This is a genomic window from Henriciella sp. (assembly GCF_029937755.1).
Taxonomy (GTDB): domain Bacteria; phylum Pseudomonadota; class Alphaproteobacteria; order Caulobacterales; family Hyphomonadaceae; genus Henriciella.
The window spans coordinates 128,195-152,320 of record NZ_JAPYPG010000001.1; the positions used below are offsets into that span (position 1 = coordinate 128,195).

25 protein-coding genes are annotated in these 24,126 nt (G+C 62.4%); 8 read left to right on the forward strand and 17 right to left on the reverse strand.

The features are described from left to right. Window positions 1-59 precede the first annotated feature (59 nt). The 5 genes from Q1K29_RS00615 to Q1K29_RS00635 form a co-directional block, all read right to left on the reverse strand. Window positions 60-1,100, reverse strand: coding sequence for a rod shape-determining protein (locus Q1K29_RS00615; RefSeq protein WP_300390144.1), 1,041 nt, complete (start codon window positions 1,098-1,100; stop codon window positions 60-62). A gap of 266 nt (window positions 1,101-1,366) precedes the next feature. Beyond that, window positions 1,367-2,899 carry a 2-isopropylmalate synthase gene (locus tag Q1K29_RS00620; protein ID WP_300390147.1) on the reverse strand — a complete coding sequence of 511 codons (1,533 nt, stop codon included), beginning with the start codon at window positions 2,897-2,899 and terminating at the stop codon, window positions 1,367-1,369. A 167-nt stretch (window positions 2,900-3,066) separates the two neighbouring features. Beyond that, the gene (locus Q1K29_RS00625; protein WP_300390150.1) at window positions 3,067-3,810 is read right to left on the reverse strand and encodes a VTT domain-containing protein; all 744 of its coding nucleotides are present in this window, start codon (window positions 3,808-3,810) and stop codon (window positions 3,067-3,069) included. A gap of 78 nt (window positions 3,811-3,888) precedes the next feature. Then, the gene (locus tag Q1K29_RS00630) at window positions 3,889-4,713 is read right to left on the reverse strand and encodes a methyltransferase domain-containing protein (protein WP_300390153.1); all 825 of its coding nucleotides are present in this window, start codon (window positions 4,711-4,713) and stop codon (window positions 3,889-3,891) included. 18 nt (window positions 4,714-4,731) lie between these two features. After that, window positions 4,732-5,703, reverse strand: coding sequence for an oxidoreductase (locus tag Q1K29_RS00635; protein ID WP_300390156.1), 972 nt, complete (start codon window positions 5,701-5,703; stop codon window positions 4,732-4,734). A 144-nt stretch (window positions 5,704-5,847) separates the two neighbouring features. On the opposite strand from Q1K29_RS00635, the gene Q1K29_RS00640 reads away from it, so the two are divergent. From Q1K29_RS00640 to Q1K29_RS00665, 6 genes are all read left to right on the forward strand, one after another. After that, window positions 5,848-6,444: a hypothetical protein gene (locus Q1K29_RS00640; RefSeq protein ID WP_300390158.1), complete on the forward strand. Its 597-nt coding sequence runs from the start codon at window positions 5,848-5,850 to the stop codon at window positions 6,442-6,444. Between the two features lie 6 nt (window positions 6,445-6,450). Then, window positions 6,451-6,840: a VOC family protein gene (locus tag Q1K29_RS00645; protein WP_300390161.1), complete on the forward strand. Its 390-nt coding sequence runs from the start codon at window positions 6,451-6,453 to the stop codon at window positions 6,838-6,840. Next, window positions 6,837-7,283, forward strand: a complete 447-nt coding sequence (locus Q1K29_RS00650) for a Gmad2 immunoglobulin-like domain-containing protein (protein WP_300390164.1) — start codon at window positions 6,837-6,839, stop codon at window positions 7,281-7,283. The genes Q1K29_RS00645 and Q1K29_RS00650 overlap by 4 nt, the downstream gene beginning before the upstream one ends. 64 nt (window positions 7,284-7,347) lie before the next feature. Continuing rightward, on the forward strand, window positions 7,348-8,124 hold the full coding sequence (locus tag Q1K29_RS00655; RefSeq protein WP_300390167.1) for a GGDEF domain-containing protein: 777 nt from the start codon (window positions 7,348-7,350) through the stop codon (window positions 8,122-8,124). Between the two features lie 67 nt (window positions 8,125-8,191). Next, window positions 8,192-9,202, forward strand: coding sequence for an LLM class flavin-dependent oxidoreductase (locus tag Q1K29_RS00660; RefSeq protein WP_300390170.1), 1,011 nt, complete (start codon window positions 8,192-8,194; stop codon window positions 9,200-9,202). A gap of 59 nt (window positions 9,203-9,261) precedes the next feature. After that, window positions 9,262-10,182 (forward strand): DMT family transporter, encoded by a 921-nt coding sequence (locus Q1K29_RS00665; protein ID WP_300390173.1) that lies wholly within the window; start codon window positions 9,262-9,264, stop codon window positions 10,180-10,182. Between the two features lie 2 nt (window positions 10,183-10,184). Here Q1K29_RS00665 and eda read toward each other — a convergent pair whose 3' ends face one another. The 5 genes from eda to Q1K29_RS00690 all read right to left on the reverse strand — a co-directional run bounded on the left by eda (window position 10,185) and on the right by Q1K29_RS00690 (window position 15,711). Beyond that, complete coding sequence (gene eda, locus Q1K29_RS00670; RefSeq protein WP_300390176.1) at window positions 10,185-10,826, reverse strand: bifunctional 4-hydroxy-2-oxoglutarate aldolase/2-dehydro-3-deoxy-phosphogluconate aldolase; 642 nt, start codon at window positions 10,824-10,826, stop codon at window positions 10,185-10,187. Beyond that, complete coding sequence (locus tag Q1K29_RS00675) at window positions 10,823-11,803, reverse strand: glucokinase (protein WP_300390178.1); 981 nt, start codon at window positions 11,801-11,803, stop codon at window positions 10,823-10,825. The genes eda and Q1K29_RS00675 overlap by 4 nt, the downstream gene beginning before the upstream one ends. 2 nt (window positions 11,804-11,805) lie before the next feature. Further along, window positions 11,806-13,638, reverse strand: coding sequence for a phosphogluconate dehydratase (gene edd, locus Q1K29_RS00680; RefSeq protein WP_300390181.1), 1,833 nt, complete (start codon window positions 13,636-13,638; stop codon window positions 11,806-11,808). After that, a complete protein-coding gene (gene zwf, locus Q1K29_RS00685) occupies window positions 13,635-15,104 on the reverse strand; it encodes a glucose-6-phosphate dehydrogenase (protein WP_300390184.1) in 1,470 nt (489 codons plus the stop codon). The genes edd and zwf overlap by 4 nt, the downstream gene beginning before the upstream one ends. Before the next feature lie 184 nt (window positions 15,105-15,288). After that, window positions 15,289-15,711: a DUF3617 family protein gene (locus Q1K29_RS00690; protein WP_300390187.1), complete on the reverse strand. Its 423-nt coding sequence runs from the start codon at window positions 15,709-15,711 to the stop codon at window positions 15,289-15,291. A 288-nt stretch (window positions 15,712-15,999) separates the two neighbouring features. On the opposite strand from Q1K29_RS00690, the gene Q1K29_RS00695 reads away from it, so the two are divergent. Further along, window positions 16,000-16,665, forward strand: coding sequence for a hypothetical protein (locus Q1K29_RS00695; RefSeq protein WP_300390189.1), 666 nt, complete (start codon window positions 16,000-16,002; stop codon window positions 16,663-16,665). Here the strand turns inward: Q1K29_RS00695 and Q1K29_RS00700 are convergent. From Q1K29_RS00700 to miaA, 7 genes are all read right to left on the reverse strand, one after another. Continuing rightward, window positions 16,653-16,943, reverse strand: coding sequence for a hypothetical protein (locus tag Q1K29_RS00700; RefSeq protein WP_300390192.1), 291 nt, complete (start codon window positions 16,941-16,943; stop codon window positions 16,653-16,655). The two genes, Q1K29_RS00695 and Q1K29_RS00700, sit on opposite strands and share 13 nt — an antisense overlap. After that, a complete protein-coding gene (gene ilvC, locus Q1K29_RS00705; RefSeq protein ID WP_300390195.1) occupies window positions 16,921-17,940 on the reverse strand; it encodes a ketol-acid reductoisomerase in 1,020 nt (339 codons plus the stop codon). The genes Q1K29_RS00700 and ilvC overlap by 23 nt, the downstream gene beginning before the upstream one ends. A 14-nt stretch (window positions 17,941-17,954) precedes the next feature. Then, entirely contained in the window at window positions 17,955-18,500 is a 546-nt protein-coding gene (locus Q1K29_RS00710; protein ID WP_300390198.1) for a hypothetical protein, read from the reverse strand. 470 nt (window positions 18,501-18,970) lie between these two features. Further along, a complete protein-coding gene (ilvN, locus tag Q1K29_RS00715) occupies window positions 18,971-19,522 on the reverse strand; it encodes an acetolactate synthase small subunit (RefSeq protein ID WP_300390200.1) in 552 nt (183 codons plus the stop codon). Continuing rightward, on the reverse strand, window positions 19,519-20,211 hold the full coding sequence (locus tag Q1K29_RS00720; protein ID WP_300390203.1) for a hypothetical protein: 693 nt from the start codon (window positions 20,209-20,211) through the stop codon (window positions 19,519-19,521). Before Q1K29_RS00720 ends, ilvN begins: the two co-directional genes overlap by 4 nt. A gap of 27 nt (window positions 20,212-20,238) precedes the next feature. Continuing rightward, the gene (locus Q1K29_RS00725) at window positions 20,239-22,017 is read right to left on the reverse strand and encodes an acetolactate synthase 3 large subunit (protein ID WP_300390206.1); all 1,779 of its coding nucleotides are present in this window, start codon (window positions 22,015-22,017) and stop codon (window positions 20,239-20,241) included. Window positions 22,018-22,211: 194 nt separating this feature from the next. Continuing rightward, entirely contained in the window at window positions 22,212-23,141 is a 930-nt protein-coding gene (miaA, locus tag Q1K29_RS00730; RefSeq protein WP_300390210.1) for a tRNA (adenosine(37)-N6)-dimethylallyltransferase MiaA, read from the reverse strand. Between the two features lie 52 nt (window positions 23,142-23,193). On the opposite strand from miaA, the gene serB reads away from it, so the two are divergent. Continuing rightward, the gene (gene serB, locus Q1K29_RS00735; protein ID WP_300390213.1) at window positions 23,194-24,123 is read left to right on the forward strand and encodes a phosphoserine phosphatase SerB; all 930 of its coding nucleotides are present in this window, start codon (window positions 23,194-23,196) and stop codon (window positions 24,121-24,123) included. Window positions 24,124-24,126: the final 3 nt, after the last annotated feature.

The following is a 24,126-nucleotide window of genomic DNA, read 5'->3' on the forward strand; positions in this document are numbered from 1 at the left end:
CAACTTTGAGGTGAACCGCGTCTTTTCGCAACAGCCTAATCCGTCTGGCTGCGACAGAATCAGACTTCCGGCGACAGCACATTCTTCATGCGCACCAGGTTCTCCAGAACATAGCCGCAGCCATTGGCAACGCATTTAAGCGGATCATCGGCGATCATCACCGGCAGCTGGGCCTGTTCGCGGATGACGACGTCGAGATTGCGCAAGAGCGCCCCGCCACCCGTCAGCACGATACCGCGATCGACAATGTCAGCCGCCAGTTCAGGCGCCATGGCTTCCAGCGCCAGCTTGATCGCCTCGACGATCTCGCCGACCGGATCGGCCAGCGCTTCGGCCATCATCGCTTCGGTCACTTCAACTTCGTTCGGCACGCCGTCTGTCGAGCCGCGGCCGCGCACGGTCACGGTGAGGCCGTCGCCGCTGTCGGGCGCCTTGGCCGAGCCAATTTCCTTCTTGATACGTTCTGCCGACATCTCGCCGATCATGATCTGCTTGGACTTGCGCAGATAGTTCATGATGGCGTGGTCCATCTTGTCGCCGCCGACGCGGACCGAGCGCGAATAGACGATACCGCCAAGCGACAGCACAGCGACCTCGGTCGTACCGCCGCCGATATCGACGACCATGGAGCCGGCCGGCTCCTCGATCGGAAGGCCGGCGCCGATTGCAGCGGCCATCGGCTCCTCGATCAGCTGGACGTCACGCGCACCGGCCGCAAGCGCGGACTGGTGAATGGCGCGGCGTTCGACATTGGTCGCGGAGCTAGGCACGCAGATAATGATGAGCGGGGAAACGAAGGCGCGGCGATTATGCACTTTCCGGATGAAGTGCTTGATCATCTCCTCGGCGACTTCGAAGTCGGCGATGACGCCATCACGCATCGGGCGGATGGCTTCCATGTTGAGCGGCGTCTTGCCCAGCATCTGCTTGGCCTGGTCGCCAACCGCATAGACGACCTTGCGGCCGCCCTGGTTCATATAGGCAACGACGGACGGCTCATCGAGCTTGATGCCCTGACCCTTGACGTAGACGAGCGTATTCGCCGTCCCAAGGTCGATGGCCATGTCCGTGGAAAGCATGCCGAGAAGGCTACCGATCATATGTAATGCCGCTTTTTATCTGGCACGGCGAGCCGACCTCGCCGCACGCAAGTGTCCGATTATGAACAGCCCCTATACACCAATGCCGTTTCCACGCGGTTAACGCAAGAGCAACACTGTTGACAGAAGGAACGGATCGTTCTCTTTCGCAAAATCATAATAGTGGCGGGCGATCCCGCGCAAACTGCACATGGCAGCCAGATCGTTTCGGAAACGAAACGTTCTGTACGCGGGCCACAAACCTTTCTGGCCTGTTAAGGTCCGAATCAGGCCGCCAGGCTTTTTAACCGGCGCGCCTCGAGCTTGTTGAGCGCATGGATGTAGGCCTTGGCGCTGGCGACCAGCGTATCCGGGTCGGATGCCCGGCCCACCGCCATGATGCCCTCGCCCTTCAGCCGCACGCTGACCTCGGCCTGCGCATCGGTGCCGCCGGTGACAGCATGCACCTGGAACAGGTCGAGCTTGGCCTCATGGCTGACGATCTTGCGGATTGTATTGAACACCGCATCGACCGGGCCATTGCCTTCGGAACTACCTGTGCGCTCCTCGCCATCGACCATGACCGTCAGATCCGCCGTCTGCGGCCCCTGCGAGCCGGCAATGACGCGCAGGCTGCGGAAGGCCACACGCTCTCCCATGGCCGAGAGCTGGTCATCGACCAGGGCCAGGATATCATCGTCGAAGACATGCTTCTTGCGGTCGGCCAGATCCTTGAAGCGGCGGAAGGCCTCGTTCAGGGACTCCGCATCGAGTTCGTAGCCCAGCATCTTCAGCTTGTCGCGGAAGGCGTTGCGGCCCGACAGCTTGCCCATGACCAGTGAGGATTTCGAGACGCCGACATCTTCCGGCTTCATGATCTCATAGGTCTCGGTGTTCTTCAGCATGCCATCCTGGTGGATGCCGCTTTCATGCGCGAAGGCATTCTTGCCGACGATGGCCTTGTTATACTGCACCGGAAAGCCGGTGATGCGGCTGACCATCTGGCTGGCACGCGCAAGACGGGTGGAATCGACGCCCGTCTCGAAAGGCAGGGTGTCCCCACGAACCTTGAAGGCCATGACAATCTCTTCCAGCGCGGCATTGCCGGCCCGCTCACCGAGGCCGTTGATCGTACACTCGATCTGGCGTGCGCCGTTCTGCACCCCGGCAATCGAGTTGGCGACCGCGAGGCCGAGATCATTGTGGCAGTGGGTCGACCAGACGACCTTGTCTGAATTCGGGATGGTTTCGCGCAGGGCCCGGATCAGCGCGCCATACTCGTCAGGATGGGTATAGCCGACCGTGTCCGGCACGTTGATCGTCGTGGCGCCGGAGGTGATGGCGGCGTCGATACATTTGCAGAGAAAGTCGAACTCGGTGCGCGTCGCATCTTCCGCCGACCATTCAACATCCTCGACCAGGTTCCGCGCATAGGAGACCGAGCGGCCGACGGCTTCCAGCACGGCGTTCGGGCCCATCTGCAGCTTGTGCTTCATATGGACGGGGCTGGTGGAGATGAAGGTATGGATGCGCGGACGCGCGGCATGGCGCACGGCATCGCCACAGCGCTCGATGTCCTTCTCCGTGGCCCGTGAAAGGCCGGTGATGACAGAGGATTTGGAGCGGCGCGCGATCTCGCTGACGGCATCGAAATCACCTTGCGAAGAGGCCGGGAAGCCGGCCTCGATGATATCGACGCCCATTGTCTCGAGGATGTCGGCGAGGTCGAGCTTTTCAGCATGCGTCATGGAGGCGCCGGGCGATTGTTCGCCGTCGCGCATGGTTGTGTCGAATATCAGGATACGGTCTTTGTCACTCATCGAAGTCTGGCCTGTTGGAAACGCTTTGGACTGGTACGGAAGTACGAGGCTGATAGGGTTCCCCTGGCCAGGCGCCGGACGTTCAGACTCCGGCGGCAACCGGCCAGGGGCCGGTAAGCAGCAGGCTCGATAGCCTCATATGGGGCACATTCTTGCGCATAAGGGGACTAGTCGGCCTTCTCTTCGTCGCTGTCAACCGGTTCGACCTGCAATGGTGCAATAATTTTCCCGGTGCGGCGACGGTGCCGCGCATAGAGTCCTACCAGGAGGAAAATCAGCCCGGCCGCAAGAGCGAGCGCCACCGCGATCAGCGGGGACCCGCGCATGGCCGCCATCAGGCTCTGGCCCGCAAAGGTGACGAGCAGGATCTTCGGAAGACTGCCGACCGCCATCCCGCCAAGAAAGCCGGGAAAGTTCGCCCTGACAGCCCCGAAGGCCATGTTCACGATCAGGAACGGTCCGGTCGGCACATTGCGAACGATGAGGCTCGCCATGAAGGCATTCCGGTTCACGAATCGGGTGAACCGCGCTGCCCGCTCGCCGGAAAATCGTGCCACGGCCGCCTGACCGCTGAACCGGCCAAGCCAGAAGGTGACAGAGCCCGAGACAATCGTCGCGATCCAGGCATAGGAAGCACCATAGATCGGACCGAACGCCACGACAGCCGCGCCGATCAGGCCGAATTGCGGGATTCCGATAAAGGCGGCGACCGTGAACAGCGCGATGGTTGCCGGCAGTGCCCACGGCGTATCCGCCAGCGTCTGCATCTGCGAGATGAAAGCTTCCAGCGAGCCGATGACGCCAGTCTTGCCAAGCAGGAACAGGACGATCACGGCCCCGCCAAAGGCAAGGCCGAGCCAGAGCGCCCTGCGCGAGCGCGCGGCGGGAATCGGCTCATTGGTCATCGTCATCGCCGTTCGATGTCCTCCAGCCGGAGCGACCCGTCAAGCCGGAGGCTCATGGCAGGCTGCGCCACCGGCACGAGCGTGTCACTCAGGCCGCGCCGCCGGCTTTTCGAACTTCATCAGGAACTGGTCGGTCATGCCACGCACCTTCTCGTCGAAGACGCTGGCATCGAGATCGTCATCCGGATTGTCGTAGAGGTCGCTCTCTGCAATCAGGACAAACCCCGCATCGCTCGCCGTGTCGCGAATGATCTGCGGATCGATGCGGTGCGTGTCGCCGCCGCTGCTTTCAGGTGTCCCTGCCGGAGCGGTGTGATCGATGATGACGAGCTGGCCGCCCGGCTTCAGTACCCGCATGAGTTCAGGGAATGACGCCTCGGCATTGCCAACGAGCTTTCCGCCGCCCTCCGGGGTGTACCAGAGCTCGTGCGGGCCCTGGAACCAGGTGACGACATCGACGGACGCATCCTCCAGCGGGATCTCGTCAAAGTCGGACTTGATATATTCGACATTGTCGAGCCGGGCCGCACGGTCGACCGCTGTCTCGCCCAGAAAGGCATCGAAGGCGGCCGGGTTCTGCATGTAGAGCGTGCCCTTGTCGCCCAGATACTGGGAGAAGATTTCTGTGAAATAGCCGCTGCCGGCTTCCATTTCGAGCACGGTCTCACCGGGCTGCAGCTGCATGAATTCGATGACAGCGCCCGGTTTGCGCAGCTCGTCACGCTCGACATCGGTTTCCGGGCGCGCCGGACTGACAATGGCAGCGTTGATCGCCGCCTCGTCAGCCGCGCTCTCCGCAAAGGCCGGGGGTGGCGGTGCTTCGGCTGGCGGCAGGTCGCTATCGGTATGGCTGGCACAGGCCGCCAGAATGAGGAGCGATGCCGCCCCTGTAAGAATAGATCGTGTCATGGTGAAGTCCTCCCTCGCTCAGGCTTCAGAGAGCATCTTCTCGCTCATTTCCCAGAGCCTGTCAGCTTTTTCCTCGTCACAAATCCATTCGCGGGCATGCTCCCAGCGCTGGCTGTTCTCGTCGGCGAGCTGCGCAATGTCGCAATTCTCGCAATACTCGCCGCCGCGCTCCTCCAGCTGCGGGGACGTCGCCGCCCAGACTGCGGTCGAGGCGCCCTGCTCGGGCGTCTTGAACATCTTCTGCACCTGCTCGGGGATGGTGCCGTCCGGATTCTTCCAGCCCAGCTGCACCATTTCCTCATCCGGCAGGTGGCGCTGCAGGTCAGTGAAGATCCCGCCCGGATGGGCCGAGAACGCCTTCACGCCATGCTCGCCCCATTTACGGTTCAGCCCGTTGGCAAACAGCGCATCGGCGGACTTGGACTGCCCATAGGCCTGCCACTTGTCATAGTCATGCTCGCGGAAATGCGGGTCATCCCAGTGCACATCGGTGAGGATATGCGCGGTCGAGGAGAGCGCCACGACGCGTGCGCCTTCAGCCCGCTTCAGCGCTGGTTCGAGGCCCAGCACCAGGGTCATGTGGCCAAGGTGGTTCACCGCAAACTGCGACTCCCAGCCCGGCCCCACACGAGTCAGCGGATTGGCCATGATGCCGGCATTGTTGATCAGGATATGCAGCGGTGCCTCGGAGCCGACATAGTCGCCGGCGAAGCGTTTGACGCTGTCGAGATCGGCAAGGTCCATCTCCGCAACGGTGATGTCCTTCGGCATGTCGGCAAGCGCATCCTTCGCCGCATCAAGCCGGCGCGCAGGCACGGTGACATCGGCGCCTGCCCCAGCCAGCGCGCGCACCATTTCCAGTCCGATGCCGCTATAGCCGCCGGTAACGACCGCGTTCACGCCGGTGAGGTCACGGCCTTTCAGGACCTCGCTTGCAGGGGTCTTTGCCCCAAATCCCGAGCCGATGGGCTGCTGGTCTGCTGCGGCCATGAAACACTCCCTTGTGATTATGCGTCTTCTTTGTCGCGCGAAGGTGGACGCCCCGCGCCGGGCTGGCAAGACTGCATGAGCGATCTCGTCAGAAAACAGCCTCAATTCTATGTGTTACTGTGTTGCATGAAGCGGAGCACCAACATGACCCCCAGAATTCTCCTGATCCTGACAGCCGTCATCGCCGCCATCGCCCTGGCGCCTTCTGCCTCGGCGCAGTTCGGCCGCGAGCAGGTCGCGAAGCCCGATGCCGATGAGCTTTATGCAGACCGGGCGGTAAAGCGAGGCTGGTATGATGATGCCCGCGAACGCTATTCCGCCGCCTGCGAAGACCAGTCCCGCCAGACCGCCGTCTGGGCCCGCAACTGCCGCAAGCTCGCCGACATGGAACGCAAGGGCCAGGGCGCCAAGCAGGATTATGACGCGGCCCGCAAGCTCTATGACCGCGCCTGTTTCGACGGCCGCAATGACGAAGCCTGCATGCAGCAGGCCTATACCAGCTTCAAGGGCGTCGATGGCAATGAGGACTGGCCGTACGCCCGCAAGCTCTACAAGCAGGCCTGCGATCTGGACAATCAGAAGGGCTGTGCCGGTTACGGCTCAATGCTCTATCGCGGCCAGGGCGGCGCCATGAAGCGTGATGAGGGCAAGAGCCTCATCCAGAAGGCCTGCGAAGCCGGCGATGAATGGGCCTGTGATCGTGCCCGCGGCTTCGGCTTTCCTGATCGCCGCAGCCTGTAAGCCGGCATGGCGCCGCAAACGCCTCATCGCGGCATCAGCGCCCTGACGCTGTCGACGCGGGACATGGCTCGCGCTGTAGCCTTCTACGAGACGCTCGGTTTCCAGCTCGACTATGGCGGACCGGACGCGGAATTCTCGACGCTATGGGCCGGGCCGTCGGCGCTCAACCTGACGACAGAAATCGGCGACGCCCCACTCAGCTTCTGGGGCCGCGCGATTTTCGAGGTCGAGGATGTCGACGCCTTTCATGCCGCCATCACGGCTGCCGGTATCGAGACCGACTTCACGCCCCGCGACGCGCCCTGGCTGGAACGATACTTCCATCTCAAGGATCCAGACGGGCATGAGTTGAGTTTCATGACTCCCATGCCCAACAAGAAGGAACGCCATTCATGACGATCCGCCTTGCAACCATCGCTGCCGCCACCGCGCTCACCGCCTGCTCTGGCGAACAAGCCGGCCCGCCGGCCTCCCAGCAAGACACCGACTTCGCTGCCCGCAGCGCTGACCTCCCGCAGGAGATGTCGGTGGAAACCCCTGAGCCCAATGCCCGGATCACGACACCTCTCCAGCTGTCCGGTTCAGTGCCGGGCACATGGTATTTCGAGGGCAGCTTCCCGATCCGCCTGCAATCGGCCGATGGGGAAACCCTGGCGCAATCGGTTGCCAATTCGACGGAAGACTGGATGACGGAAGAGCCGGTTGCCTTTGAAGCCAGCCTCGATTTTTCGGTCTCCGCGCCAACCGAGGCGACGCTTGTCCTCAGTGAGGATGACCCCAGCGGCCGCGGGAATGTTCAGGAAGCTCGCCTGCCCGTTGTGCTTTTTCCCAGAAACTGAAATTGCATAAAATTTCAATCATGCGGTTACGCTGTTTTTCGCAAATAGCTGCTATCCAGCTTTCATGGGACGAGATTATCAGCTCCTTGATGCAGGCTCCGGGGCCGTAACCCGCGCGTTTACCTTCTTCGGGTTCGTTCTGGCCGCCGCCCTCTCACTGGCCACGATTTTCGCGGTCCTGGTTGCCCGTTTCGGCCAAATTCCCGCTGACAGCCACGAATTTATTTCGGTTACCGTACTGATCGCGACCTGCGTTGCGGCCCCGATGGGTGCCATGGCCGCGCAGAACCAGTACCGGGTCGACCAGTACAACTCGACCCTGCACGCCATGGCGTCGACCGATCCACTCACCGGCCTGCTCAACCGCCGTTCCTTCGAGAAACTGGCGCATGAAGAGATCGCGCGCATGCAGCGCACGCAGACCAACGCCAGCATTGCCCTGTTTGATCTCGACCATTTCAAGCAGTTCAACGACATGCACGGCCACGCCTTTGGCGACCGTGTGCTGACGGAAATTGCGAGTATCAGCCATTCGGAACTGCGCGGGCCGTTCGACCGGCTTGGCCGCTGGGGCGGCGAGGAATTCGTCATCCTGATGAGCAATCTCACGCCGGAACAGGCCGAAGCCGTCTGCGAACGGCTGCGCCGGCGCATCGAACGCGCAACAATGACCTACAAGGACCGCACGGCCCTTGTCACCGCGAGCTTTGGCGTCGCGCCGCTGCGTGCGGACCGGGGCCTCGCCCAGGCGCTCGAGGAAGCAGACGAGATGCTCTACCAGGCGAAGAATACAGGCCGGAACAAGGTCGTCTGCGCCCGCAAGTTGCGCAGCGTCGCATAAGCCCGCGCATCACTTCTTTCCAATCAGGCAATTGAGACCGGGGCTGCGCGTTCATAGATAGACGCGCATGATACCTTTCTCCGTGCTCGATCTCGCCCCGATCGTCGAAGGCAGCAATCCGCGTGAGGCACTCGCCCGCGCCCGCCGCCTCGCCACCCATGCCGACCGGCTCGGCTACAACCGCTACTGGCTGGCCGAACACCACAACCTGCCCGGCATTGCGAGCGCGGCCACCGCCGTCATGATCGCGCATGCCGGACAGGACACCGAACACATCCGGCTTGGGGCCGGGGGCATCATGCTGCCCAATCACGCCCCGATCATGGTGGCCGAACAATTCGGCACGCTGGAAGCGATCTATCCCGGCCGCATCGATCTCGGTCTCGGCCGCGCCCCGGGCGGGGATCAGGCTGTTGCCCATGCGCTGCGCCGCACGCTGGTCGGCGGCGAGGACCGCTTTCCGAAAGAGGTGGTGGAGCTGCAGGCCTGGCTTGGCGATGTCCAGCCCGGCCAGCGGGTACAGGCCGTACCGGGCGCAGGGACAAATGTGCCGCTCTGGATTCTCGGTTCCTCGACCTTCGGTGCCCAGCTCGCCGCCCATCTCGGCCTGCCCTATGCCTTCGCCTCGCACTTTGCGCCCTCGATGCTGAAGCAGGCCATCTCCATCTATCGCCAGACCTTCCAGCCATCGGAACAGCTGAAAGAGCCTTATGTCATGCTCGGCTTCAACATGATTGCGGCTGACACGGACGCCGAGGCCGACCGGCTCGCCTCCTCGCTGAGACGGACCTTCGTCAATATGCGGCGCGGCATGCCAACCCGGCTGGCACCGCCTGATCCGTCCTTCGATGCAGAAATCCAGCCGCACGAACATGCCGTGCTGGAGCAGATCCTCAGCTGCTCGGCCATTGGCTCGCCCGAGACGGTGAAGCAGCAGGTGCAAGCCTTTATCGACGACACGGGCGCCGACGAGTTGATCCTGTCATCGCATATCTTCGACGAGGCAGTCCGCGACCATTCTCTCGAGATCGCTGCGGAGGTGCGCGAGCAGCTCACGTCTGCGAAAGCGGCGGAGTAGCATCGCGTCTCAAAACGTGACTGGCCGCATCGCCGATCACCCGCTAAACGGGCCGGCTGATGATGACCCGTCTGCTTGCCATGCCTGTGCTGATTGCCGCCGTCGCGATTGCGATGGGGAGCGGTATTGATGCGCTGGTGAAAGGCGTCGCCCCCGGGGCCGGCCTGCATCACCTGCTTGCCTGGCGCTTCCTGTTCGGCGGCGTGATTGCCTTTGCCGTGTTCCGGGCGAAGAAGCGCCCGCGCCCGTCGAGCGCCGCGATCCGCTTTCACACAATGCGCGGCCTGCTGCAGCTTTTCTGCGCCTTCACCTTCTTCTATGCGCTCACCCAGCTGCGGCTGGCGGAGGCGACCGCGCTCGGCTTTACCGCCGCCCTTCTGGTCGCCCCGGTCGCGCGCATCGTGATCGGCGAGAAGATCAGCCTCGTCGCCGTGGGCGCGGCCCTGCTTGGCTTTGGCGGTGTTGCGCTTGCCGTCTGGGGCTCCGGCGGGACGGGCGGGAGTGTCGAGGGCACCAACCGGACCCTCGGCCTCGTCTCGCTCTTCGCGTCGACCATCGGCTATGCCTTCGTGCTGGTCCTGCTGCGCCTTCGTGCGACCCGGGAAGACGCCACCACGATTGCCATGTTCACCAATGTCGTGCCCGCCATTGCGATGCTTCCGGTGACCGTCGGCCTGTTCGGCTTCCCGGCCCTCGCCGCCCTCCCGCTCTTTGCTGTGCTCGGGATGCTTGGTTATTCAGTGTGGTTCCTGATGACACTCGCCTATGCGCGCGCGCCGGCCCAGCAGCTGGCGCCGCTGGAATACACCGCGCTGATCTGGAGTGCGATCTTCGGCCTGGTCTTCTTCGATGAGCTGCCGGGCTGGCCGCTCTGGGCGGGCGCAGTGATCATCATTGCGAGTTGCATGATCGTGGCGTTCGAAAGCCATTTCCGCACGCGCCGCGCAACCCGGATGCCTGCGAGCGATCTGCCCGAATAAGCCTAGGCGCCGCGGCCGATCCTGACCGCATCCCTAGCCTTGTCGGTGATCGTTGCCCAATCGCCGTTCGCCATCTCGTCCTTCGTGGCAAGCCATGACCCGCCAACGGCAATGACGTTGGGCAGGGCGAGATAGTCGGCCGCATTCTTCGGGGTGATGCCCCCGGTGGGCATGAAGTCCATGTGCGGCAGTGGGCCGGCCAGCGACTTCAGGAAGTTTGCGCCGCCGGCTGCCTCGGCGGGGAAGAACTTCATCACGCCATAGCCTTCATCGAAGCGCGCCATGGCTTCACTCGTTGTGGCGACCCCCGGCAGGATGACGCCATCATGGTTGCCAAGCGCATCAAGCAGCAGCGGCGACGCCCCCGGTGTGACCAGGAAGTCCGCGCCAGCCTTCAGCGCGGCGTCGACATCCCCTTCGGAGATGATGGTCCCCGCCCCCACCAGCAGGTCTTTCTGGGCCTCGCCCATAATCCGTATGACATCAAGGGCAGCCGGCGTGCGCAGCGTGACCTCGACGGTGGTCATGCCACCTTTGACCAAGGCTTCGGCCAGCGGCTCGGCATAGCGTGCATCATTCACGGTCAGAACCGGCACAATCGGCGCGGCTTCGATTGCAGCCCGGAAGGCAGTCATCGTCTTCATCCTGCAGTCCCTTCATCGAAATGCAGCGCTGCTGCCCCCACTAAAGCCGCCTCGCCAGAGAGCAAGAGGCGGATCGGTATGGGATGCATGTAGTCGCTCATCGGTCCACGATTGTTGAAGCGTTCGAGCGCTTCCGGCGCCGCCAGCCAGTCGGCGAGGCGTTCGGCCACGCCACCGGTCACGACGACGCCGCCCTTGGTGCCGTTCATCAGCGCGGCATCACCCAGCGCATAGAGCGTTCCGCGGGCGCGAATTTCGCAAATGTCGCGGCATATCCGGTCGCCTTGCCCGGCGCGCTTCATGATCTCTGCGGGCGGCAGCTCTTCCCACTCCACGCCATCAATGTCGCACAGCGCCTTGTGCACGGCGTTCAGACCCGAACCGGACAGGACAAGCTCGCGCGAAACATAGCCATGGCTTTCCTCCAGCTTCACGGCCAGCGCGCGTTCCCGGTCGTTGAAAGGAGCAAAGGCGGCATGCCCGCCCTCGCCGGTCAGGACACGCCAATTGGTCGTTCCGACCGGGATCAGCGTCGCCATGCCAACCCCTGTGCCCGGCCCGGAGACGAGGATAGGCTCCCGCTCGCTCTCATCGGGATCGCCCGCCTGCAACAGACGGAAATCGCTTTCCGGCAATTCGGGAATGGCCCGCGCCATGGCGGCATAGTCATTGACGAGACGAACGCGTTTCAGGCCAGTGTTTGCCTCCAGCCGCTTCTCATCAACGATCCAGTCGCGATTGGTCAGCTTGACGTGGCCTTCATCGACCGGACCGGCAAGCGCGATCAGCGCCCGTTCCGGACACGTCTTGCCGATATGGTCGCAATAGGTGTTGAGAGCGTCGTCGAACTTGTCGAAACCGTCGCCCGGCATGACCGACACGTCGGAGACGGTACAGTGGCCGGCAAAGCCACGCCGCGCGATGGCAAAGCGGACATTCGTGCCGCCGATATCGCCTACGAGTACAGGGTCTGCCAAGCCTAGCCCCCCACAGGCAGGAAGAAATCAAACAGGCTGCCGCCGGATTCCGGCCGGCCGGCATTGTCGCGGAAAGCGCCAAACAGCTCACGGCCAAGCCCCTGACCGCGAATGTTGGGGCGGAATTGCACCGGCTCACGCGCGTTGAACTCGTCTTCCGGCACCTGGATGTCGAGGCGGCCGGTTTCAGCATCGAGCCGGATCACGTCGCCATCGCGCACGCGGGCAAGCGCCCCACCGCGCGCAGCTTCTGGACCGACATGTATGGCCGCCGGGATCTTGCCACTGGCACCCGACATGCGTCCGTCGGTGACCAGCGCGACCTTGTAGCCCTTGTCCTGCAGCGCGCCGAGCGCAGGCGAAAGCGCATGAAGCTCCGGCATGCCATTGGCCGCCGGGCCCTGGAAGCGCACAACGGCGATGACGTCCTTGTCGAGTTCGCCGTTCTTGAACGCGTCCTTCAGCCCTTCCTGATTGTCGAAGACGCGGGCGGGCGCTTCGATCACCATGCGGTCCGGCTTGACCGACGAGACCTTGATCACGCCCCGGCCTAGAGGCCCATCGAGCATGCGCAGACCGCCTTCCGGCTGGAACGGGTCTTCGACAGGCCGCACGATATCGAGATCGCCGCTTGTCTCCGGCGCGTCGCGGAAAGCCAGTTCGCCATTGTCGAGCCAAGGCTCCCTGGCATGTTCCGACAGCTTACCCATCAGGCCATTGGCCTCGCCGTTCAGCAGGCCGGCCTTGAGCAGTTCCTTAATCACGAAGCTCATCCCGCCCGCAGCCTGGAAGTGGTTCACATCCGCCGGACCGTTCGGATAGATGCGGCACAGCAGCGGCGTCACCGCGCTCACATCCTCGAAATCCTCGAGCGTGATCTGATAGCCGGAAGCCGCCGCCATGGCCGGAATGTGCAGCGCATGATTGGTCGAGCCGCCGGTGGCCATCAGGCCGACCATGGCGTTCACCCAGCTCTTGGCGTCGATCATTTCGCCCATCGGCGTATAGTCGCGCTTCACAGTCAGCTCGACGACACGGCGCACAGCCGCGCGGGTCAGCGCTTCGCGTAGCGGGGTGCCCGGGTTCTCGAAGGCGGCGCCGGGAATGTGCAGGCCCATCACCTCCATCAGCATCTGGTTGGAGTTGGCCGTGCCATAGAAGGTGCAGGTGCCGGGGCTGTGATAGCTCTCGGACTCGGCCTTCAGGAGTGCGTCGCGGCCGACCTTGCCGAGCGCGTATTCCTGCCGGATGCGCTGCTTTTCCGGGTTTGGCAGGCCGGATGGCATGGGTCCGCCCGGCACGAAGATGTGCGGCAGCCAGCCAAAGCGCAGCGCGGCGATCATCAGGCCCGGCACGATCTTGTCGCAGATGCCGAGATGCAGCGCGCCATCGAACATGTCGTGGCTGAGCGAGACGCCGGAGGCCAGCGCGATCACGTCGCGGGAAAAGAGCGAAAGCTCCATGCCCTGCTGGCCCTGGGTGACCCCGTCGCACATGGCCGGCACGCCGCCAGCAACCTGGGCCGTCGCATTTACCTTGCGGGCCTCGTCGCGAAGGATTTTCGGATAATGCTCATAGGGCGCATGCGCCGAGAGCATGTCGTTGTAAGCGGTGATGACGCCGATATTCGGCCAGTTGGCCCCCAACAGATGGGTCTTGTCCATGACCGCGCAGCCGGCAGAGGCATGGGCAAGGTTACCATCGGCGAGCTTCTGGCGCGCAAAGCCCTCCGGCTTTCGCCCGCGGATCAGGTCGAGATAGGCCTCACGGGTGTCCTTCGAACGGGCTTCGATCCGCTCTGTGACGTCTTTCAGTTTCGGATGCAGGCTTGTCATTTGCCGTTGCTCCACCAGTCACGATCATCTTCGCGCAACAGCATGCGCGACTCGACCGGACCATCCTCGAGCCCTGCCGAATAGGTGTGCATGGGCACTTTCGCGTCGCTCCATGCTTCGAGCAGCCCGTCCACCCATTCCCAGGCTTCCTCGACTTCCTCGCGGCGCATGAAGAGCGAGAGATTGCCGCGCACCACGTCCATCAGCAGACGCTCATAGGCGTCCGGATATCTCAGTTGAAACGATTCCGCGTAGGAGAGGTTCAGCGGCAAGGACTGGACACGCAGGCCGCCAGGCCCCGGCTCCTTGATCTGCACGTAAAGCTGGACGCCTTCATCAGGCTGCAGCCGGATGATCAGCCGGTTGGAATGGGCCTGTTCCTCGCCGAACATGGCGTGTGGCGCTTCGCGGAACTGCACGACGATCTCGGAGTGACGTGAGCGCATCCGCTTGCCGGTGCGCAGATAGAAAGGCACGCGCGCCCAGCGCCAGTTATCGACCCACGCCTTGATGGCGACAAAGGTCTCGGTGTCGCTCGCGCCATCCTCCAGCTCTTCGAGATAGCCCTTCACCTGCTTGCTGTCGACAGTACCCGGCCCGTACTGGGCCCGCACTGTATCGCGGCCCACGCATTTGGATTCGACCGGCCGCAGCGCATTGAGAACCTTGATCTTTTCGGTACGAATCTCGTCGGCCTCGATCGAGTTGGGCGGCTCCATCGCGATCAGGCAGAGCAGCTGCAGCAGGTGGTTCTGCACCATGTCTCGGACAGCACCCGCCGTATCGTAATAGCCGGCCCGGTCGCCCACGCCGACGCTTTCGGACACGGTGATCTGGATATGGTCGATCGCGGTGCGGTTCCAGAGCGGCTCGAACAGGGTGTTGCCGAAGCGCAGGACGAGCAGGTTCTGGACCGTCTCTTTCCCGAGATAGTGATCGATCCGGTAGATGCGGTCCTCATCGAAGACGGCACCGACCCCCGAATTGATCGCCCTGGCAGAGTCCAGGTCAGTGCCGATCGGCTTCTCGAGCACGACGCGGGCGTCGCCCTTGGCCAGGCCAGCCTTGCCGATCGCCTCGCAGATCGGGACGTAGATCTTCGGCGTGACCGCCAGATAGAAGATCGCCGGGCGGTCATCGTCGCCCAGCTTCTCCTTCAGGTCTGTCCAGTCGGCGTCCGGCTTGGTCGCGTCCATGGCGACATAGTGGAGAAGCGGCTCAAAGCGCTTCCAGCCCTCGTCATCGAACGCCGCGCCGGTGGAGGCCTTGCACGCCTTCTTCGCGAAGGCGCGAAACTCCTTGTCGCTCATCTCCGAGCGGGAAACACCGACGAGTCTGGACTCCTCGGGGATCTGGCCATCGAGGAAACGATGATAGAGGGCCGGCAGCAGCTTGCGCTGGGACAGGTCACCCGTCCCTCCGAAGATGACGATGTCGAATGTGTCGACGGGAATGAATTTTGCCATGTTCCCCAAGTCTGTATGGATGCGCCAATTCCCTGTCAAAGCCTTCCGGGGCCATCAAGGGGACGCATCTCGCCTTTGCCTGCCTCTCGCGCACAGGCACAACGCTACCGTATCACGGCACGCTTTATGTTAGCGTTCACATAGCGTGTTGTAGTAATTCCGGCGAGTCCGGGTCAAGCCCTTCTCAGGAACAGCTGGGCGAAAGTTTTTTCGCCGAGGCCGACAGGATTACCGGAACATTGTTCTCACCGGCTCCCGTCCAGCCCGTGGCGCTCAGGCTGGCCGAGTTGCCGCCGACGATCAGCCGGCCGCTCAGCATGCCGTCCGGACCGCCTGCGCACTGCAGGGTGAAATGATAGCCATCGCTTGCTTCGCGGCCATCGGTGATCTGGCAATTAGGGTTGATGTCATTGAACAGGCTCTCATAGGAGGCCTCGGCCATCTCCGGGTCGACACAGCGTGTGCCCTGGTCGCGCATCGGGATCGGCCCCAGTGCCGCAGACGCCTCATAGGACCAGAGGCCCGGCGTGACATCGGTCTCGGCGCCTGCCGGAAGGCCGCTCAGGACAAGGAGGACCGGAAGGACAAGACTATGCAGGGGTTTCATATGTGAGCCACTCCTTATGAGAACCTGATCGCGTGGACCGTGCCCAGACCGGCACGTCTTCCAGTCTTCTTTCTCGCCTGCAATTGCGGCGGGAATGCAGCCGGCACTGAAGTCCGCCAAAGGGCGCGGCCGCCTGCAGCAGCCACATCAGGATGCGTCGCAGCCGACCGGCCATCCGCAGCGTTTTCGTGGCTTTCTCGCCATTGAAGGTTAACGCGGAGTAACGCCCTGTTTACCAATTGCCCGCAGCCTTTCCTCAGGGACATGTTGTTTTTTGGAGAAACAGCCATGGCCATCAGGCTGGGAAAACTGATCATACTTGCGGGGCTGGCGGCAGCCACCCTGATGCAGACGGCCGCGGCGCAGCTCAGCGGCATCGCAACGCGGTCATTCGCCCCTGAAGTGATCGAAAGCCAGATCGAGCTCAGCGACCATGTCGGCCTGCGTGCCCGCGCCGAGGTCATCCGGCTGGAATCCCCACAACCGGCCGGGATCACCGACCGTCAGAGAAGCGATCTCGAATTCAAGAACCTCGGCACCTTTGTCGATGTGCGCCCCTTCCAGAACAGCTTCGTCATCTCCGGCGGGCTTTATACCGGTGACAAGACGCGTAATGAAAAAACGCCTGCCGTTGGCAGCACGGTCACCGGCGAGACTTCGAGCGATCAGTCGGGAAGCCTGCAGATGGCTGTGAAGGGTGACGATTATGCGCCTTTCCTCGGGATCGGCTTCGACTCGACCTACCGGCGTGAGCGCCGCTGGGGCGTGAAACTGATGGCGGGCGCGGTCTTCTCCGGCACGCCGGACATCGCCCTGACGTCACCCGGCGGCCCGCTTTCCGGGGATGCCGTCATGCTCGACCAGCTTGAGCGCGAGCGGGCACTGTATGAAGACACACTGGAAGAAAAGGCCGTGCACCCGGTCGTCCAGGTCGGCCTGACCTATCGCTTCTGAGCCTCCGGCCGGAAGCCAAGCACGAAATCGATCACCTTCTCCGCCGGCATTTCGCACGGCTTCAGGCGCGGTTCGCCCGCAACCCTGTAGAGGTTGAAACTGACATGGTCGCTGCTGCCCAGCGCTTCGCCGAACAGCTTGATGCGGCGGCCATCGGCGGAGCGCTCGAGCGTGACACCCCAGCGCTCCCCGAAATAGTCACCCTGGCTGTAGCCGGACGGCAGCACAGCCAGGGCAGAAAGAAACGCGTCGAACCTAGTTCCGCGACTTGTCGACAAGGCGGTCATTCTGCGCCCAGTGCATCATGCCGCGCAGCTTCTCGCCGACTTCCTCGATCAGGTGATCGTTCATGCGGGCGCGCTTGGCGTGGAAACCCGGCGCGCCGGCCTGGTTCTCAAGCACCCAGTTGCGCGCGAAGGTACCGTCCTGGATATCGGTCAAGATCTTCTTCATCTCCGACTTGGTCTTGCCGGTGATGACGCGTGGGCCGGAGACATACTCACCGAACTCGGCGGTGTTGGAGATCGAGTAGTTCATGTTCGCGATGCCGCCCTCATAGATGAGGTCGACGATGAGCTTGGTCTCGTGAAGGCACTCGAAATAGGCCATTTCCGGCGCGTAGCCGGCCTCGACCAGCGTCTCGAAACCGGCCTTGATCAGCTCGACAATACCGCCGCAAAGCACGGCCTGTTCGCCGAACAGGTCGGTCTCGGTCTCTTCGCGGAAGCTTGTCTCGATGACGCCGGCGCGGGTGTTGCCGATGGCCTTGGAATAGGAGAGCGCCACATCCTTGGCGGTGCCGGTCGCGTCCTGGTGGATGGCGACGAGGCCCGGCAGACCGAAGCCGCGCTGATACTGGTCGCGCAGCGTGTGGCCGGGGCCCTTCGGCGCCGACAGCGACACATCGACATTCGCGGACGGGCGGATGAGGTTGTAGTGGATGTTGAAGCCGTGGCCGAACATGATGTGCTGGCCGTCACGGACATGCGGCTCGATTTCATTGGCCCACAGAACGGCCTGCTTCTCGTCCGGGATGAGGATCATCACGACATCGGCCCACTTGGTGGCCTCTGCCGGCGTCATCACCTTCAGCCCCTCGGCCTCGGCCTTCTTGCGTGAGCCTGAGCCCTCCTGCAGGCCGACGACGATGTCCTTCACGCCACTGTCTCTGGCGTTCAGCGCATGCGCATGGCCCTGGCTGCCATAGCCAATGACGGCGACCTTCTTCGACTGGATGAGGCTGATGTCAGCATCCTGTTCGTAATAGACTTTCACTTCTTGCTACTCCGTTAGTTGTATTGATGTCTGAGAGAATTCTTGATCGTGGCGACAAGCTTGGTGATGAAATCATCTGGCTTCGTTTCGTCCCACATTATCGTATTGCGATGGTTCACATCGAAGTGCGGGCGGGTGCTGGGGTCTGCCCAAACTGCTTCTTCGCAAAGGTAGATCACAGGCTTGCCTAATCCCTCGGCAAGTCCGGCTTCCCAGTATGCGCCCTTGTTGCCGTGACTTAATTCGACAAGCACGAAAGCCGCCTCTTCGATCGCTTCACGCATAACATTGTCGATGAGGCCCGCCTTGGTAGTGTCAGGACTATCAACACGATTGATAGCCACACCCAAATGCTTCTTGATCCCCGGTCTTAATACGTCCGCGATAAAGGCATCCAAACGGGAATCGCCAAACTGCATAGCGATGAAGCCATCCTGAGAATGAAGCTGGCCAGCTTTTATCTCTTCCCATTCATCCCAACCCGCGAGTGTTAGCCGAATCCATATTGGAGTGGCACGTGGTGAGGCCGGAGAGATTTGACGCCCGTTTTCGAACGTCAACTTTCCGAGGCTCCTAACGTCTTGCGCCAAGTCTATCAACGCGATGCTGTTTGCTACCCCAACAATTGGTATTGCTTCGTCGGGGAACGCCTCCAATGTGATCCCTGTCTCGCGTTGAAAGTTTCCAATGTAGCGGATGAGGTTTCTCGCTTGCTGAGAAGGTAGTGGCAGCTCAAGCTCCGACTCTAGGAGATCACTTAGGAGTCCGGTGGTGAGAAAAGGCCAATTAGATTCTCGATAAAGAGGGATGCCTTTACGGTTCCGCAAGTGGTAAGACAGCGCCGCGCGGCGCGTGGGCGTCCACACAGCGGATCGTCCTGTATTGTCGAGTTCATCTTCGCAAGCTTCTAGAGACGCGACGTAGTCTCCGCACCGCGGACAGTCGAAGCGAGTGCCATTAGTATCTACAAGGGCTCTAGTCGTGGGTCGTTCGCACACCACGCACTTCCGATAACTCCATCCATCCAACATTAGCCCGCATCCTTCCCCCGGCGGATCGATAGCACGCCCGTGCGGCTCACTTCCTTCAGGCCGAGCGGCTCCATCAGCTCCGTGAACTGGTCGATCTTGTCGGAGGCGCCGGTGATCTCGAAGATGAAGCTCTCATTCGTCGTATCGATGACGCGCGCGCGGAAAATCTCCGCGATGCGCAGCGCCTCGACGCGCTTTTCGTTCTTGCCGGCGACCTTGACCAGCGCCAGCTCGCGCTCGATCCCGCGCTTCGACTTGGTGATGTCGACAACCGCCGCGACCGGCACGAGCCGCAACAGCTGCGCCTCGATCTGCTCCAGCATGTGCGCGGTGCCGGTGGTGACGATGGTGATGCGTGAGCGGCGCTTGGACCGGTCCACCTCGGCGACGGTCAGGCTCTCGATGTTATAGCCACGCGCGGAAAACAGGCCGACCACGCGGCCCAGGACACCCGGCTCATTGTCGACGAGGACGGCGAGCGTGCGGCGCTCCTCGACCTCTTCTTCATGGTCCATGTCATAGGCGCTTGCGGGGATCGGCTCCTGGCTCATGCGGCTTCCTGTTCCGGGTCATCTTCTGTGCGTTCAAACTCAAGGTGCGGGCGGCGCGCCTTGAGACGGTTCTTCAGCGAGGAGGCACTGGTCAGCGCCTCTTCGCGGTGACTGCGGCGCTGCTTGTCATAGCGCCCGAGGATCATGTCGCGCCGGCGCGGATCGGTATGGGCCTGCAGCTCGGAAACGAGCAGGCGGCGGCACTCCTGGAAAAAGGAGGCCGAGTTCTCTCCCGTCGGCCCCTCCTGGCGGTTCATCGCCTCGAGCTCGTAATAGGCGAATACCATCGCATCGAGGATCGGCGGGCGATGGCCACGATAGGCGCCTTCCTTCTGCGCCCCCTTCTTCTGCGGGTCGATGTTCGGGAAGAACATCCGGCCCCGCTCTATGAGCGAAGAGAGCTGCATCAGCAGGTTGATCTTGTTGGTCTCGAAGGACTGGTCATTGGCCTGCTGCCGGCGTGTCTTGGCGAACATTTCCATACGCCCCATCAGGTCGATGGCCGCTGATCCCCAGTCGAGGCTCGCGCCATCGACATGCATGCGCAGCGTTTCCACCCGGATCTTCTCCTGACGGCGTGTCTCAAGGTGCGAGGCGATCGCCCCGATCACCGCAAACACGGCGGAGACAACAGTGACGATCAGCGTCCAGTTGCTCTGCGCACTCTCCATAAGGCTATTCCCATCCATGGCCTTGAATTCCCGATAAGCTTGAGGTCAGACCAGCTTACGGCCTTCCTCGCTTATTTCATCCCCGGAAATGCTGCCCAGTAACATCTCGTTATGGGCGGCCCCGGACGGGATCATCGGGAAACAGTTCTCAGCCTTGGTGACCAAGCAGTCGAAGACGACCGGGCCGGGATGGTCGATCATCTCGCGGATCCGGTCATCGAGCTCGGCCGGGTCGGAACACTGGATGCCGTGGGCGCCATAGGCCTCGGCCAGTTTCACGAAGTCCGGCAGGCTTTCGGAATAGGAATGCGAGTAGCGCTCGCCATGCAGCAGCTCCTGCCACTGGCGCACCATGCCCATCCATTCATTGTTGAGAATGAAGACCTTGATCGGCAGCTTGTGCTGAACCGCGGTCGAGACCTCCTGCATCACCATCTGCACCGAGGCCTCGCCGGCAATATCGATGACGAGGCTGTCGGGATGCGCGGCCTGGATACCGACGGCGGCCGGCAGGCCATAGCCCATCGTGCCGAGGCCGCCGCTTGTCATCCAGCGGTTCGGCTCCTCGAAATGATAGTGCTGGGCCGCCCACATCTGGTGCTGGCCGACCTCGGTCGAGATATAGGTGTCGCGATCCTTGGTCAGCTCATACAGCCGCTCCACGGCGTATTGTGGGCGGATCGAGCCATCATTGGCCGGATAGGCAAAGCAGTCGCGCTCGCGCCAGGTATCGATCTGGGCCTTCCAGTCTGCGAGGTCCGGCGTCTTCGTCTTCGACTTCTTCCAGCCATCGAGCAGCGCCTTCAGCGCTTCCTTGCAGTCGGCCACGATCGGCACGTCGACGCGGATGATCTTGTTGATCGAGGACGGGTCGATATCGATGTGGATTTTCTTCGACCCGGGTGAGAAGCCGGAAATACGGCCCGTGACACGGTCATCGAAGCGCGCCCCGACGCAGATCATCAGGTCACAGTCATGCATCGCATGGTTGGCTTCATAGGCGCCGTGCATGCCGACCATGCCGAGCCAGTCGTCATGGCTTGCCGGGAAGGCGCCAAGGCCCATCAGCGTGGATGTCACAGGGAAGCCGGTCGCCGCCTGCAGCTCACGCAGCAGCTTCGAGGCCTCCGGACCGGAATTGACCACGCCACCGCCAGTATAGAAAACCGGCCGGCGCGCCACTTTCATCAGCTCGAGCGCATCCTTGATGGCGTGTTTCGACGGCGCGGTCTTCGGCTGGTAGGTCGGCTTGTAGACGCCTTCCTTGCCGATATAGGTCCCGGTCGAGAACTGCACGTCCTTCGGAATATCGATCACCACCGGACCGGGGCGCCCGGACGTCGCGATCAGGAAAGCCTCGTGGATGGTGCGGGCGAGATCCTCGACATCGGTGACGAGATAATTGTGCTTGGCGCAGCAGCGCGTGATGCCAACCGTGTCGCACTCCTGGAAGGCGTCGGTGCCGATGAGATGGGTCGGCACCTGGCCGGTAATCACCACCATCGGGATGGAATCCATCATCGCATCAGTGATCGGCGTGACCATGTTGGTCGCGCCAGGCCCGGAGGTCACCAGCGCCACACCGCACTTGCCGGTCGAGCGGGCATAGCCTTCGGCGGCATGGCCGGCGCCCTGCTCATGGCGCACCAGGACGTGACGGATCGCGTCTTGGGCATAGAGCGCATCATAGATCGGAAGAACCGCCCCGCCGGGATAGCCGAACATCGTGTCTACCCCCTGCTCTCTCAGCGCAGCGATGACGATCTCGGCACCCGTCATCTTGCGGGTATTCGTCTCTGTCTCCGTGAGGGTCTGGGTATCCATGGCTCTTCTCGTTTAAAAACTTCAGTTTTCTGCGACCTGAAAATAAAAAAGGGCCTCAAATTGAGACCCTTCCATACGCACCCGCGCTGACATCTTATTCGATGTCAGTCACGGGTGACCAATAAGTACGACGACCTTCTGCTTACGCAAGGCTGTTTCCTCCAAATCGCAAAAGCGGCATAACGTGCCTCAGCTCAGCGGTCAACCTCCTTGTATAGGGCAGAAACAACCCTCATCCGCGTTGAAAGCTCTGCGGACGGAATTCGCGGCCAGAACGGGAATTGCCGCCCGATCCAGGTAAATTGCCGCTTGGCATAGCGGCGCGTATCGCGCTTGGCGTTCTCGGCGGCGAGCGAGGAGTCGATCTCGCCGCGGATGAAGGCCGACAGCCACGGCATGCCATGCGCCTTCATGGCAGGCAGCTCCGGATCGATGCCAAGCCGCACCAGCTCACGCGCCTCTTCCATCGCGCCTTCCATCAGCATGCCTTCGAAGCGCCGGTCGATGCGAGCATAGAGCTTGGCGCGTGGCGGGGTGAGCGCAATGCCGAGCCATTCATCCGCGTTGAGCACAGGTTTGGACCGCCGGTTCTGGAAAGCGGTAAGTGGTGTGCCGGTGGCGAGCCACACTTCATAGGCGCGCGTCAGGCGCTGGCGGTCATTGTCATCGATGCGGGCGGCCGCTTTCGGGTCGACCGTCTGCAGCCGCGTCTTCAGGCCGCGCACACCGTCGGCCTTGGCGATCTCGAGGACTTCATGGCGGGTTTCTTCCGGCACGGGCGGGATTTCCGACAGCCCTTCCGTCAGCGCCAGCAGGTAGAGCCCCGTGCCGCCGACCACGACGGCTGTCTTGCCGCGCTTCTGGATGTCCTCGATGACCGGCCGGGCCTGCTCGAGCCACTGGCCCGTGGAGTAGCGTTCGCTGGCCGGCATATGGCCGAAAAGGTGATGTGGAACGCCGTCCATCTCCGCTGCGTCCGGCCGCGCCGAGATGACTTTCAACTCGCGGTAGACCTGCATCGAGTCGGCGTTGACGATCTCGCCGTCATATTTGCGCGCGACCTCGATGGAAAGCTGGGTCTTTCCGCTGGCAGTTGGTCCGTGGATCAGGATTGCAGGTCGCATCCATTAGCAAGTAAGAGGTTTAGGCCCGAAGGTTAAGTAAGGACGCACCTGAATGGATGAAAAAACGTCAGAATACAGCCATGTCGTGACTGTTGTCGCGCCGGGCGGGGAAAGCCTGCAACTGGTGGCCGACCATCTGGAATCCACACTCTCGGCCGCGGGCGTTACGGAATTCGGGCCTGTCCGCATGCTGAGCGGGGACGGGGCCTTCACGGCCATCGAACAGGCCGTCTCGCCGCAAGACGCACAATCACTGCGCAAGGCGCTGGAAACCGAGTTCAGCGGCAAGGCCGACATCTGCGTTTCCCCGAGCACGAACCGCCGCAAGAAGCTGCTCATCTCCGACATGGATTCCACCATCATCGAGCAGGAGTGCCTGGACGAACTCGCAGATTTTGCCGGCCTCAAGGCCGAAATCTCCGCCATCACCGAACGCGCCATGGCGGGCGAGCTCAATTTCGAGGAAGCGCTGATCGAGCGCGTGGGCATGCTGAACGGGCTCGCCCTCGATACGCTGGAGACCTGCTACCGCGAGCGCATCACGCTGATGCCGGGCGCCGAGACGCTGGTCGCGACCATGAAGGCCGAGGGGGCACGCTGCGTGCTGGTGTCAGGCGGGTTCACCTATTTCACCTCCCGCATCGCCGAGGCCGCCGGATTCGACACCCATCAGGGCAACACACTGCTTGATGACGGCAAGACGCTGACCGGAAAGGTCGGCATGCCGATCCTCGGGCGCGAAGCCAAGCTTGCTGCGCTGGAAAGCGAGATGATGACCCTCGGCCTGAAAGCGGTCGATACACTCGCCATGGGCGACGGCGCCAACGATCTTGCCATGATCGAGGCGGCGGGCATGGGCGTCGCGTATCGCGCCAAGCCCGTCGTGGCGGCAGCGGCCGATTGCGGGGTGACAGTGACAGACCTGACAGCCGTGCTCTACTTTCAGGGCTATACGGACAGTGAGATCGTCTGGAAGGAGTAGGAC